At 55.9% G+C, this 16,400-nt stretch carries 16 protein-coding genes; 10 read left to right on the top strand and 6 right to left on the bottom strand.

Translation table 11 applies throughout. The annotated features are described in order from the left end of the window. Positions 1 to 100: 100 nt before the first annotated feature. The gene (locus ABFB09_RS06920; RefSeq protein WP_347000774.1) at positions 101 to 865 is read right to left on the bottom strand and encodes a fumarylacetoacetate hydrolase family protein; all 765 of its coding nucleotides are present in this window, start codon (positions 863 to 865) and stop codon (positions 101 to 103) included. A gap of 158 nt (positions 866 to 1,023) precedes the next feature. On the opposite strand from ABFB09_RS06920, the gene mobB reads away from it, so the two are divergent. The 8 genes from mobB (at position 1,024) to ABFB09_RS06960 (ending at position 8,413) form a co-directional block, all read left to right on the top strand. Next, on the top strand, positions 1,024 to 1,689 hold the full coding sequence (gene mobB / locus ABFB09_RS06925; protein WP_347000775.1) for a molybdopterin-guanine dinucleotide biosynthesis protein B: 666 nt from the start codon (positions 1,024 to 1,026) through the stop codon (positions 1,687 to 1,689). Positions 1,690 to 1,758: 69 nt separating this feature from the next. Beyond that, complete coding sequence (locus tag ABFB09_RS06930) at positions 1,759 to 3,045, top strand: peptidylprolyl isomerase (RefSeq protein ID WP_347000776.1); 1,287 nt, start codon at positions 1,759 to 1,761, stop codon at positions 3,043 to 3,045. An 18-nt stretch (positions 3,046 to 3,063) separates the two neighbouring features. Continuing rightward, positions 3,064 to 4,365 carry a homoserine dehydrogenase gene (locus ABFB09_RS06935; RefSeq protein ID WP_347000777.1) on the top strand — a complete coding sequence of 434 codons (1,302 nt, stop codon included), beginning with the start codon at positions 3,064 to 3,066 and terminating at the stop codon, positions 4,363 to 4,365. A gap of 126 nt (positions 4,366 to 4,491) precedes the next feature. Then, positions 4,492 to 5,544 (top strand): threonine synthase, encoded by a 1,053-nt coding sequence (thrC, locus tag ABFB09_RS06940; protein ID WP_347000778.1) that lies wholly within the window; start codon positions 4,492 to 4,494, stop codon positions 5,542 to 5,544. A gap of 89 nt (positions 5,545 to 5,633) precedes the next feature. Further along, entirely contained in the window at positions 5,634 to 6,218 is a 585-nt protein-coding gene (locus tag ABFB09_RS06945) for a flavin reductase family protein (RefSeq protein WP_347000779.1), read from the top strand. Between the two features lie 65 nt (positions 6,219 to 6,283). Continuing rightward, the gene (gene folE, locus ABFB09_RS06950) at positions 6,284 to 6,844 is read left to right on the top strand and encodes a GTP cyclohydrolase I FolE (protein WP_347000780.1); all 561 of its coding nucleotides are present in this window, start codon (positions 6,284 to 6,286) and stop codon (positions 6,842 to 6,844) included. A 98-nt stretch (positions 6,845 to 6,942) separates the two neighbouring features. Beyond that, positions 6,943 to 7,503 carry an elongation factor P gene (gene efp / locus ABFB09_RS06955; RefSeq protein ID WP_347000781.1) on the top strand — a complete coding sequence of 187 codons (561 nt, stop codon included), beginning with the start codon at positions 6,943 to 6,945 and terminating at the stop codon, positions 7,501 to 7,503. 4 nt (positions 7,504 to 7,507) lie between these two features. After that, positions 7,508 to 8,413, top strand: coding sequence for an amino acid--tRNA ligase-related protein (locus ABFB09_RS06960; protein WP_347000782.1), 906 nt, complete (start codon positions 7,508 to 7,510; stop codon positions 8,411 to 8,413). Here ABFB09_RS06960 and ABFB09_RS06965 read toward each other — a convergent pair. The 5 genes from ABFB09_RS06965 to ABFB09_RS06985 form a co-directional block, all read right to left on the bottom strand. After that, complete coding sequence (locus tag ABFB09_RS06965; RefSeq protein ID WP_347000783.1) at positions 8,410 to 9,114, bottom strand: carbon-nitrogen hydrolase family protein; 705 nt, start codon at positions 9,112 to 9,114, stop codon at positions 8,410 to 8,412. The two genes, ABFB09_RS06960 and ABFB09_RS06965, sit on opposite strands and share 4 nt — an antisense overlap. Positions 9,115 to 9,120: 6 nt before the next feature. Continuing rightward, complete coding sequence (locus ABFB09_RS06970; RefSeq protein WP_347000817.1) at positions 9,121 to 10,278, bottom strand: nitronate monooxygenase; 1,158 nt, start codon at positions 10,276 to 10,278, stop codon at positions 9,121 to 9,123. 109 nt (positions 10,279 to 10,387) lie between these two features. Then, positions 10,388 to 11,086 carry a response regulator transcription factor gene (locus ABFB09_RS06975; protein ID WP_347000784.1) on the bottom strand — a complete coding sequence of 233 codons (699 nt, stop codon included), beginning with the start codon at positions 11,084 to 11,086 and terminating at the stop codon, positions 10,388 to 10,390. After that, entirely contained in the window at positions 11,083 to 13,038 is a 1,956-nt protein-coding gene (locus tag ABFB09_RS06980) for a PAS domain S-box protein (protein ID WP_347000785.1), read from the bottom strand. Before ABFB09_RS06980 ends, ABFB09_RS06975 begins: the two co-directional genes overlap by 4 nt. 55 nt (positions 13,039 to 13,093) lie before the next feature. Continuing rightward, positions 13,094 to 14,470: a dihydrolipoyl dehydrogenase gene (locus tag ABFB09_RS06985; protein WP_347000786.1), complete on the bottom strand. Its 1,377-nt coding sequence runs from the start codon at positions 14,468 to 14,470 to the stop codon at positions 13,094 to 13,096. A 154-nt stretch (positions 14,471 to 14,624) separates the two neighbouring features. Here ABFB09_RS06985 and ribD point away from each other — a divergent pair, with 154 nt between their 5' ends. Next, positions 14,625 to 15,722 (top strand): bifunctional diaminohydroxyphosphoribosylaminopyrimidine deaminase/5-amino-6-(5-phosphoribosylamino)uracil reductase RibD, encoded by a 1,098-nt coding sequence (ribD, locus tag ABFB09_RS06990; protein WP_347000787.1) that lies wholly within the window; start codon positions 14,625 to 14,627, stop codon positions 15,720 to 15,722. A gap of 7 nt (positions 15,723 to 15,729) precedes the next feature. Beyond that, positions 15,730 to 16,356: a riboflavin synthase gene (locus tag ABFB09_RS06995; protein ID WP_347000788.1), complete on the top strand. Its 627-nt coding sequence runs from the start codon at positions 15,730 to 15,732 to the stop codon at positions 16,354 to 16,356. The last annotated feature ends 44 nt before the right edge of the window (positions 16,357 to 16,400 follow it).

Below are 16,400 nucleotides of genomic sequence, written 5' to 3' on the forward strand. Positions count from 1 at the left end.
AAAGTCCTAAAAACACCCCGCTCGCGCCCCCGTGCGCAACCTCAGCCTGCCGGCAAGATCTTTCCAATCGGCTTCGCCATATGTCCCCACCGGGATAGGCTCAGTCAGTGCGGGTAACGTAGTTACGCAACGTCCCAATCCCCTCTATCCTGACCTCGACAGTATCCCCCGGATGCATCGGCCCAATACCGCTCGGCGTTCCGGTGGCGATGACGTCCCCGGGCAGCAGCGTCATCACGTGAGACACGAAATGGATGAGGTAGTCGATGGGATAGATGAGGTCGACGGTATTGCCGTGCTGTTTCCTCTCCCCATTCAACCATGTCTCCACCGTCAGTGAAGACGGGTCGATACCGGTAGTTATCCACGGCCCCACCGCAGCGAAAGTGTCGAAGCCTTTGGCGCGCGTCCATTGGCCGTCCTGTTTCTGCAGGTCACGGGCGGTGACATCGTTGAAACAGGTGTACCCTAGTATTGAATCCCGGGCGGCCTCACGGCTTACCCGCCACACCGGCTTTTTGATGACGACAGCCAATTCCGCCTCATAGTCAACACGCTGTGAGGACGGGGGATAGATGATATCCGCTTCCGGGCCGATGACAGCGGTCGAGGGTTTCAAAAAGATCAGCGGCGCGTCCGGAATGGTGTGGCCCATCTCTTTGGCGTGGCCGTGGTAGTTAACGCCCAGGCAGACAATCTTGGAAGGCGCGCAGGGCGCCAGCAGCTTCACCGAATCCAGCGGATAGACCAGGCCGGAGAACTCGATGCCTTTGAACGGAGGGGCAGCCAGGGCTTTAACGGTGTCGCCTTCGAGGACGCCGTAGTGTTCGCTATTGTCAGGGGCGGTAAAACGTACGATATTCATATGAAGGCATTTTAGCTTTTCGGCGACGGGGGTACAAGTCGGATCGATACTAATTTATTGTTCATGACTATCGACCTCCCATATCGGTCTACCTCCAAGCTTTGCAAACACGGCGGTGTTGAACTTATAATGGGATGATTTTCGGCTTTGGAGAGACTATGCCCGCACCTGTTGTGGCCTTTGTCGGCCACTCGGAATCAGGCAAGACCGGCTACCTGGAACGGCTGCTGCCGGAACTGACGCGCCGCGGCTTGAAAGTGGCCACGGTGAAGCATGTGCCGCAGCACTTTCACCCCCATACCCCCGCCCGGGACACGGAGCGCCACCTGGCGGCCGGCGCGGCGGCTACAGTGGCCAGCACCGGCGATGCGCTAATACTGACCAAGCCGTTCACCGCGGAAGCGCCCTTCGAAGAGATCGGCCGGCTGCTGGGGGATGAATACGACCTCATCCTGGCAGAGGGTTTCAAGCAATCCGGCGTCCCCAAGATCGAGGTCTGGCGGCAGGGGATCGGCAGGCCCCTGGAGAACCTGAAAAGCCGGGTGGCGGTGGTCACCTCCGACGACTACCCGGGCACGGCGCCCCGGTTCTTTACGCTGGACGACCTTTCCGGCATGGCCGATTTCCTGGAAAAAGGCTTCGTCCAGCCGCAGAGGCAGCGGGTCAGCCTCCATATCAATGGAGCCCCGGTGACACTCTCGGCCTTTCCGAGGGAATTCATGGCAAATATCGTGGGCGCGCTGGTGGCCAGCCTTAAAGACGTGCCTCCGGCAAAATGGCTGGAGATCAGGTTAAAAAAAGACTCGGAAGATGTGTCTTCATAATATTTACATATTTCTCTGCTATCATCCGGCAACGTCATTACGTTATTTAAAGAAAACGAGGTTACTCACTTGGTCAAGAAGAAGCACAAACACCCCGTCCACCAGGGTATCAAGCTGTCACAGAAAGCCCAGTCCAAGCTAGCCAAACAGCGCAAACAGCAGAAACTGACCCGCTGGATCGGCTTGGGTGTTATCGGCGCCGTAGTCCTTATCCTCAGCGTCGGCTGGGTCACCCAGTGGCTGCTACCCGTGTACATCCCGCTGCAGAAGACGGTGCTCACCGTTAACGGTACCGACTATAGCGCCGGTTACGTTTCCAAGATGGTCAACTTCTACAATGGCGACAACGCGGCCAACGCCTTGTTTTTCATCGATTTCGTCATGGGACAAATCGAAGAAATGGAATTGATGAAACAGGCGGCGGCGGAAATGGGCATCACCGTCAGCGACCAGGAAGTCAAAGACCGGCTCAAGGAAACAGAGTTGGAAGATAACGCCGTCAGCCGCGACATTGTCCGCGCCTCCCTGCTGGCGCAGAAGATTAATGATGAATATATCGACGGCCTGGTGCCTACCTCTGCCGACCAGCGCCATTCTCTGGTCATGCTCCTGGAGAGCGCAGCGCAAGCCGAAGAGGTCAAAGCGCGGCTGGAAGCCGGCGAGGCTTTCGCCGATATCGTGACCGAGCTTTCTCTGGACAGCACTACCATTACCGAAAAAGGCGATATGGGCTTCAACCCGATAGGAATCATCGACGGGCAGCTCTTCGCCGAGGGTCTTGACACCGCGGTGAACGCTGCCGGTGAGGGAGAGATCGGTTTCTTCTACGACGAGAACAAGAGCAAGCAATTGGGCTACTGGGTGGTCAAGGTAACCGAGCGGCAGACAGAGAACGAAGCCCAGAAGGTCCACGTCTTCGGCATGCTGTTGCCGACCATTGAAAAGGCTGAGGAAGCCCGACAGAGGGTTATCGACGGAGAAGACTTCGAGACAGTCGCCAAAGAAGTATCCCAGGACGCGACTTCCAAGGAAAGCGGCGGCGACCTGGGATTGCTAACACTGGGGCAAAACACCCCGCCCTTCGCTACCTATATCTTCGATGAGAACACGCCTCTTAATGATCTGAGCGCGCCCATCCTGACCAAAGACTCCAACACTACCGGCGCCTGGTGGCTCTACCAGATTGCTGCGGTGGAAGAAAATCGGACGATCGACGAGGAAGACCGCGACACCCTGCTCAATCAGGCCTTCTCCGATTGGCTGGAAGAGGTCAAGGCCGATCCGGCTAACGTGATCGAAACGGTGGAGTTAACCCTCGAACAACGCGATCTGATCGCCACGCAGTCACTCAACTAGGCGAAAAGGACAAGGATAATGAGCAAACCGGCTATCGGTATAGGGTTAATCGGCATCGGCATCATCGGCGGGGCGGTGGCGCGGGGTTTGCGTGACCGCGCCGCGCGGCTGTCGGAGCAGATCGGCTGCCCGGTGGAATTGCGGCGAGTCAAAGTGGCGCCCATGGACCTGACCCGGCCTATCATCGCAGAGTTCCCAACGGATACCTTCACCACCGATGACGATGACTTCTTCAACACCCCGGACATGGATATCGTCATCGAGGCCATGGGCGGCGAATACCCTGCCTTCAACTACCTGGAACGGGCGTTGTTGAGCGGCCGCCACGTGGTCAGCTCCAACAAAGAGGTAATCGCCAAGCACGCCGCGGAGCTCCTGGAGTTGGCGCGGCGGAACAACGTCGGCCTGCGCTTCGAAGCCAGCGTCGGTGGCGGCATCCCCCTGTTGCAGCCTTTCCAGTACGACCTTTCGGTCAATGAGATCAAGGGCATCTCCGCCATCATCAACGGTACCACCAACTACATACTGACCAACATGGCCTGCGAGGGCATACCATTCGCTGACGCCCTGCGCCAGGCGCAGGAACTGGGCTACGCCGAACGCAACCCGGCCAACGATATCGAAGGCTTCGATTCCGTCTATAAGCTGGCCATCATGGCTATGCTGGCCTTCCAGATCGAGGTCAAGCCAGAAGATATCTACCGTGAAGGCATCACCAAACTAGAAACCCAGGACTTCCTGTATGCCACGGAACTGGGCTTCGTCATCAAACTCCTAGCCATCGCCAAGGAAGACGATGGCGACATCGAACTGCGGGTCCATCCGGTCTTTCTGCCGAGGGACAACTTCCTGGCTAAGGTGGACGGTGTCTTCAACGCCGCCCTTATCACCGGCGACCTGGTGGGCGATGTCATCTTCTCTGGCCAGGGGGCAGGAGCGGCGGCCACTTCTTCCGCTGTCATCGCCGACGCGCTAGCCGCCGCCCAGGATGTGGCCTCCGGGGTCGGTAACCGTATGCGCTGGCGCTTGGGCGGAACCAAGCGGCTGTTGCCAATGACCGAGGTGGTTACCCGCTACTATTTCCGCCTGAACGTAGCCGACAAACCGGGGGTACTAGCCCAGATCGCCGGCATCTTCGGCGATAACGGCATCTCCATCGCCTCCGTCATCCAGAAAGAGGTCAACGAAGCCTCGGAAACTGCGGAACTGGTCATCATGACCCACCTGGCCCGCGAAAGCGCCGTACGCCAGGCCGTGGAGGCCCTGCGGCAGAACGATTCCATCAAGGCGGTCAATAATTTCGTTCGGGTAGGCGTGTAAAAAAGACATCGGCCCAACACAGCCCCCCTCCAGGCGCATTGGATATTGGTATTTATTGGATTTGGTATTATTGGTATTATTGGTATTATTAACTCAGGTCTCTAACACTAAAGGACAAAAGCCAATATGAAAAACGGCGTCATCGCTCAATACAAAAAATACCTGCCGGTAACTGAAAACACCCCCCTCATCACCCTGGGCGAAGGCGATACGCCGCTGGTGCGCTCGCCGCGGCTGGAACTGGAATTCGGCGTCAAAGAGCTGTATTTCAAACTGGAAAGCTGCAATCCCTCCGGCTCTTTCAAGGACCGCGGCATGGTCATGGCCGTGGCCAAAGCACTGGAGGCCGGTTACAAGGCTGTCGCCTGCGCCTCCACCGGCAACACCTCGGCGTCGGCTTCCGCGTATGCCGCCGCCGCCGGCATCGAGTCCATCATCGTCATCCCCAAGGGCAAGATCGCCCTCGGCAAGCTGGCCCAGGCTATCGTTTACGGCGCCCGGATCGTGATGATCGACGGTAACTTCGACGACGCCCTGCGGCTGGTCCGGGAACTCACCGAAGCGCGCCCGGTAGCCCTGGTTAACTCGGTCAACCCGAACCGGATCGAAGGCCAGAAAACCGCCGCCTTCGAGATATGCGACGCCCTGGGGCAGGCACCCGGCATGCTCTTTTTGCCCGTGGGCAACGCCGGCAATATCACTGCCTACTGGAAGGGTTTCAAGGAATACCATCAAGCCGGGATAACCGGTTCGATGCCTAAGATGATGGGCTTTCAGGCGGCAGGGTCGGCCCCCATCGTCCTGGGCTACCCGGTGGAAAAGCCAGAGACCATCGCCACCGCCATCCGCATCGGCAATCCGGCTTCATGGAAGCAGGCCGAGGCGGCCAGGGAGGAGTCCGGAGGCCTGATCGACGCCGTTTCCGATGAAGAGATACTGGAGGCGTATCATATCATGGCCGAAAAAGGCGGCATCTTCGGCGAACCCGCTTCCGCCGCTCCCCTTGCCGGCCTGATCAAGATGCACCGCCAGGGTTTCGACTTCCATCACCACCAGGTGGTCTGCGTCGTCACCGGCAGCGGCCTCAAGGACGCCGATACCGCCATCAAGGGCTTTTCCGGCCAGTTCATTGAGGTGTCCGCCAACCTTTCCGCCATGGAGAAGGCGCTGGGGTGGTGAGTCGCGAGCCACGAGTCACGAGTTGCGAGTCGTGAGTCGTAAGATTTGGGATTTGTTGAAATTTGGTGCTTGGAATTTAGAATTTTACGATGAAGCAAGTTTCTGAAAGCGTCGGCGCTTATTACCACCATTACCCACGGATCGCTGTGGCCGTCGGTGCTTATCACGAGGGTAAAAACAATGCCATGATCGCCGGCTGGCACACTCCGCTGTCTTTCAACCCGCCGCTCTTCGGGGTGTCGTTGTCTCCCCGGCGCTTCACTTACAAGATGATCGTCGAAAGCGGCGAGTTCACCGTCAATTTCCTGCCCGCCTCGGCGGCAGGACTGATCGCCGCCCTGGGCGGCAGCAAGGGCGCTGCCGTGGACAAGTTCGCCGCCTTCAATGTCGCCCGAGACATCCCGTTGAAGACCAACGCCCCTGTGCTGGCCGATGCCTACGCCGCTTATGAGTGCAAGCTGTTAGAAGACCGCCAGTTTGGCGATCATCAGTTGCTGGTCGGCGAGGTGGTGGCAGTACACAGCCTGGCCGAGGCTTTCACCGCGGAAGAGACGATTGATCTCAAGTCCATCACTCCGGCATTTTACATGGGCAACGACAAATATATCACCAAATTCAAAGCTGCCATAGAAACCTTGGAACGCCATAAATTCGGCCAACCGGGCGTTCTCTAGATGGATTTCGCCGCCCCGAATCGCATCGAAGCATAAGTGAGTCCAAAAACCAGGAGGCACTAATTTTGATAAATGAAAACATCATTGAATCCGCCATCACAAACATACTCAAGGCCATCGGCGACAATCCTGAACGTGAAGGCCTGAAAGAAACACCCCAGCGCGTCGCCCGGATGTACGCTGAGATATTCTGCGGCATGGGGAAAAACCCGGCCGAGGATCTCAAAGTGGGCTACGAGTTAGGCCACCGGGAAATGGTCATCCTCAAGGACATCCCGTTCTATTCCATGTGCGAACACCACCTGCTGCCGTTTTCCGGCGTGGTCCATATCGGCTATGTGCCCGGTGCCGAGGGGCGCGTCGTCGGCATTTCCAAACTGGCCCGGGTGGTTGAAACCATCGCCCGCCGTCCCCAGATCCAGGAACGCATGGCCACGGAAATAGCAGACGCTATCGTAGAAGGTCTTAATCCGGACGGCGTCGGCGTGGTCATCGCCGCGGAGCACATGTGCATGACCATGCGCGGCATCAAGAAACCAGGGTCCCGCGTCATCACTTCCGCTTTGAGAGGCGGCTTCGCCAAACGCGCCGCCACCCGCGCCGAGTTTATGTCACTTATTCAGTGATTATCAACTTCCCTGATTTGCGCCCCTAATATTAAGCGCCTATAATATCGGTTCGGCCATTAACGACTTTTAATACAACTGGAGGACGCCCAAAGCCTGTGGAAGTCTCTGAAGTCAGCAAAAATAATAAACTCCTCATCGACGGCGTGCCGTTTGCCGTAGAAAACGTCAGCTTCGTCAAACCGGGCAAAGGCCGCGCCATATATCACCTGAAACTCCGGAACCTTATGACCGGCGTCCTCAGTGAGCCGACCTACCACTCCGGCGACAAGTTCGACGAGGCCAGCATCACCGTCCGCGACATGCAGTTCCTTTACGAAGAACATGGTCACTACCATTTCATGGATACCGGCAGCTTCGAGCAATACATCATGGACGAGACCATCGTCGGCGACAAGAAGTTCTACCTTAAAGACAGCCTCGGCGTTCAGGTGATGATGTGGGAAGAGCGCCCCATCGATCTCATCCTGCCCAAGGCGGTGGAACTCAAGGTGGTGGAAACCGAGTCTTCCATGAAGGGTGCTACGGTCACCGCTCAGCAGAAGCTGGCCAAGATGGAAACGGGCCTGGAGATCGGCGTGCCGGCCTTCATCAAGGAAGGCGAAGTGCTGCGCATCAATACCCTCACCGGTAGCTATGTGGAACGCGTCGTAGGCTAGACTCGTGGGTCTGGAGCGACTCGTTGCCAGGAAGGCCAACCTCATCCGCCGCGCTGAAATATTGCGCCTGACCAGGGGGTTTTTCCACGAGCGCCGTTTCCTGGAAGTGGAGACACCCCAACTGGCGGCGGCGCCGATTCCTGAAGCTTACATCGAACCTGTCGCCACCGAGCGCGGCTTCCTGCTGCCTTCCCCGGAGCTTTATATGAAACCGCTACTGGCGGCGGGATATGGCGACATCTTTCAGATATGCCGGGTTTTCAGAAAAGGCGAAAAAGGCGCCCAGCACCGCGAAGAATTCACCCTGCTGGAATATTACCGCACCGGCGCCGGGTACCTCGACCTGGCCGCCGAGACCGAAGAGCTGATCGTCTACCTCGCGGAATCACTGAACGGCTCGACGCTGCTATGTTATCAGGGCCGGACCATCGACCTCACTCCGCCCTGGCCCCGGCTTTCGGTTAAAGAGGCGTTTATGGATGCCTGCGGCTGGGACCCGGTAACCATCGACGACCCGGAGCGCTTCGATTTCGAACTGGCTACCAAGGTGGCCTCCATGCTCCCGGACCGCCCGCTTGTCCTCTACGATTTCCCTACTAAAATGGCCTCTTTAGCCCGCCTGAAACCCGGCGACAGCAGGGTGGCGGAACGCACTGAGATTTTCATCGGCGGGCTGGAACTGGCCAATATCTTCAGCGAACTAACCGATGCAGAAGAACAACGGAAGCGTTTCAAAGCCGAGATCGAGTTGGCGGCAGACCAGGGGCGGAAGGTGGATATGCCGGAAGACTTCATCGAAGCCCTGAAGGAATTGCCGGAGGCCGCGGGGGGGGCGCTGGGTATCGACCGGTTGGTGATGCTCCTATGCGATGCCGCTTCGATCGAAGAAGTGCTGGCCTTTCCGGGCTAAATTTCCACTAGAGCGAGGTGTTCCTCGGCGTCCGGAGCTTCCCACAGAGTGCCGGTGGGAGTAGTCACGGCGCTCCTTGATGAAAGCACCGCTCCGTTAAAAGTACCGACGCGGGTTATCTTGATGACTGTCGCACCAAATTTCCTGGCGATAGTATCGGAAACTGGGTGACCGGTGAAGGGCGGGTGGTTGGGGTCGGTCAGAGAAACCGGCAGGAAGACGTATTTGGAACCTTCGCACACAGCGTCGACCATTTTCCAGTAGATACAATCGGCGCAGATCATCAGTCCAACCCGTCCGAACGGTGTTTCGAACGTGACCGTGTCTTTGCCGGGGCAAATCTGAAGTTCCACCTCTTCACGGGTGATCTTGATCTTGCGATAGGCGGTTACCTGCTCCCCGCCTTTGAAGACGAAACACGTATTATAGTAGCAGTCACCCTCACGCTCCAGGATGCTGCCGCCGATGATGTAGCCTTTGAACTGAAGGCTCGCCCGCTTCAGCATATCGTAGGCTGGCAGTGCTGTTTCCTCCAGGCATGATTGTAAGGTGTAAGGTTTGCGAAAATCGCCGCCTGGGATGGAGAAGAATTCTGGCAGGGCGAAGAAGTCGGCGTCGGTGTTTACGATGGCATCATAAGCCTTAGCGATATTCGTTGCGGCATCGCCACTGTCGGCGATCTGATAGATGGCTACCTTCATGGTGCTTTAGGCCAGGCTCCGGCCCATGGAAGGGGACATCATGCCGTTCATATAACGCGTCATGAGTTCCAGCATAGATTGAACAACCGCGGCTTTGTATTCCTTGACCAGCGAACCAATCAGCTTCTGCACTGTGACGATCTCTTTCACCCGGTGCACATTGGCGCCGCAAAAAGCGAAACCACCGCTCAGGTGGCCCCGCTGGGCGTTGATGAGGGCGACGAAGATACAATAAGGACTTTCCTGAACGTTGCACGTTTTGACGCAGTGCTGGGGGCATTTGAAAGGTTTCTTTTGTCCTGCATTGACGCTGTCGATGTAGGCATTCCGGAGCGCCCGGCCGGGCATGCCCACCGGGCTTTTAATGATAACGGCGTCGCCTTCCTTAGCCTGAACGTAGGCTTCTTTGAAGATAGGAGAGGCGTCACATTCCTCGGTAGCCACGAAACGGGTAGCCATCTGAACGCCGCTGGCACCGAGGCGCAGCATCTGATAGATGTCTTCACCGCTATAAACCCCGCCACCGGCAATCACCGGTATAGGACGACCCGCTGCCTCGGCGAAAGGTTTGACCGCTTCGATAACTTCAGGTACCAGCCGCTCCAGGCGGTTTTCCGGTGAATCCAGTTCTTCGGCTTTGAAACCCAGGTGACCGCCAGCTTTCGGTCCTTCCACGACAAAACCGTCCGGTGTGTAGCCGAATTCATCCTGCCATTTTTTGCATAAAATGCGCGCTGCCCGTCCGGAGGAGACGATGGGTACCAGCTTAGTATGGCGGTTATCGCCCAATAATTCAGGCAGCCTCAGGGGCAACCCGGCGCCGGCGAAAATGATGTCTATCTTTTCCTCGATAGCCGCCTTGACCATCTCGGCAAAATCAGTCAGGGCTACCATGATGTTGACCCCCAGCACACCACTGGTCTTGGCGCGGGCGCGGCGGATCTCTTTGCGGAGACCGCGGATGTTGGCTTCAAAAAAATTCTTGGCAAAATCAGGTTCGAACAGTCCTACGCCGGCGGCGGCGATAACGCCGATACCGCCGGCATTAGCCACGGCTGAAGCCAAACCGGACAGGGAAATACCGACCGCCATGCCTCCCTGGACTATCGGAAGACGCGCCGTGTGCTGGCCGATCTTCAGCGGCGGCGGTTTGTGCCACTTCAACAGCTCTTCTACTTCAGACAGCGCCGAGCGCCCGATCGGTGTTTCCAATTCGGTCTCCTGTTGAGACAAATCTCATTGAAGGTTATAGTATTTCAGCCTTGTGGTCAAGTCAGGCCGAACGGTCCGGGGTAGAAGCGATAAGGTAACCTGTGCCGGCTTTGCTCTTGATAACGGCGGAAGAATCGTCATCCATTTCCAGTTTTCGGCGCAGACGGCCGATATAGACCCGGAGAGCATTGATCGAACCCGGATAGTCTTCTCCCCAAATAATTTCCGCCAACTTGCCGTGTTCCACGACATGGCCGTCGTAACGCATCAGTTGAGCCAGGATCATGCCTTCAGTACGGGTCAGGTCGATGGCAGTGCCTTTGCAGGTCGTAACGATGTTTCGCGCCGTATCCAGGGTCAGTGTGCCGCAATTCAGGATAGCCGGTTCATTGGATACGGCCTGTCGCCTCAACAACGTCCGTACCCGCGCCAGGAGTTCCATCTGGCGGAAAGGTTTAACGACGTAATCATCTGCGCCCCACTCAAGCCCTTTGACGATATCAGACTCGTCGCTGCGGGCGGTAAGAACCACGATAAGGACCTGTGAAATCTTACGTAATTCCTTGAGGACATCAAAACCGTCGGTGTCCGGAAGCCCCAGGTCTAAAATGATCAAATCCGGCGCACCGGATTGAGCTTTTGACAAGCCCTCCGCTCCAAAACGAGCGGTGTCCAGTTCCACCTCCGGCATGTTCACTCTAAAAGCCAACTCCAGGTAGTCAACAATCGCCCGGTCATCCTCAACGACAAGGATTTTCATGATTCTGTCTCCTTTATGTCAGAATTGCGTATTTTGCCCGGAATACTGAAACCGAACATGCTTCCTTTGCCTGGTTGGCTTTCAACCCAGATATTACCGCCATGAAGTTCTACCAGCCGTTTAGACAAGGCCAGCCCCAGTCCCAGGCCACTCAAGTGTTCCCGGCTGGAATTACTGAACCGCCGGTACGGGATGAATATGTTCTTCTGGTCTTCCCTCGCGATTCCCAATCCGTTATCGTAAACCCGTACGGTCAGGTTTTCACCATCCATCATGGCTTCCAAGCGGATGATGCCCCCGCTGGGGGTGTATTTGAAGGCATTGCTGATAAGGTTCATCACTATCTGGCGAAATCGTACGGCATCCGCCCATATCCTGGGTAACGATTCGGGTATATCGGCGATGAACTCCTGTTGGTTGGCGGCGGCTTCCAGCTGTTCATACTCCACGGTTTCCCTGAGCAGGCGAACCACATCAATGAAAGCGCAATCCAGTTCTAAAAGTCCCATCTGTCCCTTTTCCATATCGAAAAGCTCGCCGACGGTGCGCTGAAGATTCACCGCGCCCAGGTGGACGCTTTGAGCAACCTGTCTCCATGGTTCCTCTGTCAAACCTCTGACCAGCATATCACTGGCTCCGAGCAAGGGGGTCAGGGGGGTCTTCAAGTCGTGGATCAGCGCCTGAGTGAAAAAGCGTCGTTGTTCAATCTGTTCTTTAAGCTCAAAATTTGCATGGGCCAGCGCTTCGGTGCGTATCTTGACCAGTTCTTCCAATTTGGTATGATGCCGCATGATCTCTTGTTCCATACGCTTGTGTTCTGTCACATCGGCGGCGATGACACCCAATCCGTCACCCACCTTGAAAACTTTGATATCGAAATAGCTTTCCCCATGCCGGGGATCACTTCTCCGATCTGAATAACTCATCCCGCCGCCCCTAACCAGTACATCACGATACTCGTCGTGATGATCAATGATGCCCAATCCGGGGTCAAGTTCCAGTATATGGCTTCCAAGAACGTTCTCTTTGGAAACACCCAGATATCTAAGTGCCGCCGGATTGATCTCTACAAGCCTCAAATCGGCGTCATATAAATAAAAAGACTCGGTAGCTGAATCGATAAACGCGGACAATCTTTGTTGGGATTCTTTTAAAGCGATCTCCGCCTGTTTGCGCCGACTGACATCCCAGGCAAAGACGAAATTATACTCCTGATTATTATACTGAACATAGCTGCCACTGACTTCAACCGGAAAAATGCGGCCATCCTTAGTGCGAAAGACCGATTCCAACGAATTTGAGCGGATTGTTTTGAAGTGTTCCCACATCATCGACCATAACCGTGCCGAAAAATTGATATCCACATCGTGGATGGTCATGTTCATCAATTCCCCAATGGAATAGCCGAGATTCTTGACCGCACCTTCATTGGCGTATACGATCCGGGCGTTACGATCGATCCAGAAGATTATGCCACCGGATTTGTCCATGAAGAAACGGCTGATATGGAGCGCCTCATCATATTGCCGCTGCCGAGTGATATCCCTGAAATATGCGATTTTCCGGCGCGTTTGCCCGACATCTGCAACGCGGCAGATCAACTCTACGGGCACGACCGAACCGTCCGAACGCAACAATTCCGTTTCTTCTTCGGAATCACCGCATGGTTGATCAGGGTTGGAATGCCTCTGCAAGGCCTGCCGGACGGACTCCGGCGCTAATTGGCATAATTCAAGGCCTGCTAACTCTGCGGCAGGGCGCCCGCATAATCCTTCGAGAGCACTATTGACGGCCAGTATCTGTCCCCGTTCATAATCGAGTAAGGCAACTCCGCCAGGCATCGACTGTAAAACAGCATGAAGATCACCCGCCATCCCCTCGAATGGTTCCTTCCAAGTCTCAGGAACATGGCTGAGTATTCGATTGTGGATTTTATCCGGCTGAGTATCCATCTGTTTTAATTATAAGGTAGATAGGATGTCCCTGAATAGGCGTCCATACACTTTCTCACTCATCCGCCGGCCGGGCATTGAACAAAGCCTTGACAACCAGTTCTGAAAGGGCCGGGTGGATATGTATCCCGGAAGCGATTTCATCCAACCCCCCGCCTACGGCCATCGCGTTCACTACTTCCTGTATAATTGTCGAAGCCCATGGTCCGATGATGTGACCGCCCAATATTTTACCAGTAGTTTGCTCCAGTATAATCTTGGCAAAACCCTCATTTTCCATCATGGCCGTGCCTAACGCGGTATCGGCATAATCAGCCCGGCCGACCATTATTTTATGCGACCTCCCAGCCTCTTCTTCTTTAAGACCGACTGAAGCGATTTGAGGGTGAGTAAAAACAGCGTGCGGCGCGGCGTGATAATCCATGGTTTCCTTGTGACCGTGGATCCCGTTTGCCGCAGCCACCGCCGCCTCGGCGTGAGCGGTATGAGTAAAAAGTTCCCGTCCGTTGGCGTCCCCGACGGCATATATCCCTTTTTTATTGGTCTCCAGGTGCGCATCCACCATTATGAATCCATGATCGTCAACGATGATCCCGCTTTTCTCCACTTTAAGCAGATCGGCGTTGGAACGCCTGCCGGCGGCTATCAGCAGCCTTTCAGCCCGCACATGCCCCTTCTGTCCGGTCGCTGTTTGTTTGAAACTGACTGAGACGCCCCCGCCTACCCCCGGCCCGACCGATTCAGCCTGACACAGAGTGTGCACCGTCATGCGCCGGGATAGCGCCATCTGCAGAAAAGCCGAGACCTCAGGTTCTTCATCCGGCAGAAGGCGCGATCCCATCTCCAGAATCGTTACTTCAGTACCCATGGCCTCGAAGAAATGAGCGAATTCGACCCCGATGTAACCGCCCCCGATGATGACAAGGCTTTTTGGCGGCGCGGTCAGGTTCAAGAGGGTTTCGTTGGTCAGGTATTCGACATGGTCAAGTCCTTTGAGTGGCGGGATAACCGGCCGGGTACCCGAGGCGATGTAAATCTGTTTAGCCTTTATCGTTTCCGCACCGGCCTTGAGCGTGTAATCATCCACAAACTCAGCCGTTTCGTTATAAAAATCCATGTCCCCGGATTCTTCTAAATATTTGTGGATTCGGTCGCGGTCAGTATCCACGACCTGATGCATTCTATCCATGATGGCGCTAAAGTCGATATTGTTGATTTTGACATCGATGCCCAGTTTCGCGGACTCACGAATCTCCATGATGCGGTCGGCCGGGAAAATGAGCATTTTTGATGGGATACAGCCGACATTCAAACATGTTCCCCCCGACGGTCCCCTGTCGATGAAAGCCGTCTTACGGCCATGTTCCACCGCCACATCCAGGATATCGAGTCCAGCCCCGGAGCCGATGATTATAATATCGTATTCTTTCATGCCTATCTCCCGTAAGACCGCGTTAGAATCATTGTAACATTTTACGGTATTAGTACCTATCGGCGATATTCATGATCGACATCGTTAATTCACCGTTCACCCGGTCAAGCGGCGTGTTTGCGCCGCTAAAGGGGCTGGTGCTAGAATGCCCCAAATGGACTACATGGAACAAGCCCTCAAACTAGCCCGGCTGGCGCTGGGTGAAGTCAGCCCCAACCCGGCTGTCGGTGCTGTTATCGTTCAGGGTGAGGAGATCGTCGGCCAGGGATACACACTGCCGCCGGGACAGGCTCATGCCGAGGTCGTCGCCCTCAAACAGGCTGGAGACAAAGCCCGCGGGGCTGTCATGTACGTTACGTTGGAACCATGCAACCATTTTGGACGTACGCCGCCGTGCGCCGGCTCCATCATCGCCGCGGGCATAAAAGAAGTGCATATCGCGACACTGGACGATAATCCGGTTGTTTTCGGCAAGGGTAAAACGGAACTCGAGACCGCCGGCATCGCCGTCCATGTCGGTGAACACCGGGAAGCCGCGCGGGAACTTAACGAAGCCTATTTTAAATATATCAACACCGGATTGCCTTTCGTTACCGCCAAATATGCCATGAGCCTGGATGGCAAGATCGCCACGCGCACAGGCGATTCAAAGTGGATATCCAGCGACGACTCCCGCTCTTTTTCCCACAGCCTGCGCCATGACTCGGACGCCATTATGGCCGGAGTTGGCACAGTCATTGCCGACGATCCCAAGTTGACCGCCCGCTGCTGCGCCGGTCGCGGCGGCACCTCCCACAAGCAGCCAATCCGGGTAGTGGTCGACTCCTCCGGCCGCACCCCCCCCACCGCTTGTCTTTTCGCCGAGCCCGGACGGACGATCATCGCCCTCGGTGGAAATGTCGCCGAAGAGCGCAAACAGGCTTTCCGGCAGGCGGGGGCAGACGTCCTCGAATTTCCAGATGGAGACGATCGGGTCGATCTCCCGGCTCTCATGAAATACCTGGGACAACAGCAGGTGACCAATGTGCTGGTAGAAGGCGGTGGAACTTTGCTGGGCAGCCTGTTCGATCACCGATTGATAGACAAGGTCATCGCTTTTATCGGCCCGGTCATCATCGGCGGCGATAAAGCAAAAACCCCGGTCGCCGGTTCCGGCGCTGAGACGATCGCCACGGCGCAATGGCTGGAAAACATCCGGGTGAGCCAGATCGGCGCCGATACCGTCATCACCGGCTACGTGGTCAAGGAATAACAATACCGTGTTCAGCGGCATAGTCGAAGAGACAGGCATCATTAGAGATATCACCGGTGGCGGCTTTTCGATACAGGCTCAAGCTATATTCGAAGAGTTGAAACTTGGTGATTCGGTAGCGGTCAACGGGGTGTGTCTCACCGTGAATGAAATCAAAGGCAACGTGTTTTCCGTCAACGTTATGCCCGAGACTTTACGGCGGAGCAATCTGGGTGACTTGAAACATGGCGCTACGGTCAACCTGGAGCGGGCGCTCACTTTCGCCGGTCGCATGGGCGGCCATCTGGTGCAGGGGCACATCGATACCACCGGTACTGTCAGCCGCATCGGCCGGGAAGGCGAGGCTGTCCTGATGACCGTAGCCGCCCCGCCTGAAGTCATGCGTTATATCGTCGATAAAGGATTCATCGCCGTGGACGGCCTCAGCCTCACGGTAATGAAAAAAACACCTGAAAGTTTCACCGTTTCCCTGGTGCAATTCAGCCGTTCCCATACCACCATCGGCAACAAGAAATCCGGCGACCGGGTTAACCTGGAAGCGGACATCATCGCCAAGTACGTGGAAAACTTCGTGGCGAACCGCGAAGGACGTATAAACACTGATTTTCTCGCCGAGCACGGGTTCTTATCGTAAAACAACCCGTTTTCAGGTATTATTAAAGAACATGCCTTTCGACA

Source organism: Dehalogenimonas sp. THU2 (assembly GCF_039749495.1).
GTDB lineage: Bacteria > Chloroflexota > Dehalococcoidia > Dehalococcoidales > Dehalococcoidaceae > Dehalogenimonas.

Bases quoted from the DNA above. Each gene is read 5' to 3' on its own strand.
- ABFB09_RS06980 (WP_347000785.1), bottom strand. From the start codon at position 13,038: ATGGATACTCAGCCGGATAAAATCCACAATCGAATACTCAGCCATGTT.
- ABFB09_RS06965 (WP_347000783.1), bottom strand. From the start codon at position 9,114: ATGAAGGTAGCCATCTATCAGATCGCCGACAGTGGCGATGCCGCAACG.
- ABFB09_RS06920 (WP_347000774.1), bottom strand. From the start codon at position 865: ATGAATATCGTACGTTTTACCGCCCCTGACAATAGCGAACACTACGGC.
- ABFB09_RS06975 (WP_347000784.1), bottom strand. From the start codon at position 11,086: ATGAAAATCCTTGTCGTTGAGGATGACCGGGCGATTGTTGACTACCTG.
- ribD (WP_347000787.1), top strand. From the start codon at position 14,625: ATGGACTACATGGAACAAGCCCTCAAACTAGCCCGGCTGGCGCTGGGT.
- ABFB09_RS06935 (WP_347000777.1), top strand. From the start codon at position 3,064: ATGAGCAAACCGGCTATCGGTATAGGGTTAATCGGCATCGGCATCATC.
- ABFB09_RS06945 (WP_347000779.1), top strand. From the start codon at position 5,634: ATGAAGCAAGTTTCTGAAAGCGTCGGCGCTTATTACCACCATTACCCA.
- mobB (WP_347000775.1), top strand. From the start codon at position 1,024: ATGCCCGCACCTGTTGTGGCCTTTGTCGGCCACTCGGAATCAGGCAAG.
- thrC (WP_347000778.1), top strand. From the start codon at position 4,492: ATGAAAAACGGCGTCATCGCTCAATACAAAAAATACCTGCCGGTAACT.
- ABFB09_RS06985 (WP_347000786.1), bottom strand. From the start codon at position 14,470: ATGAAAGAATACGATATTATAATCATCGGCTCCGGGGCTGGACTCGAT.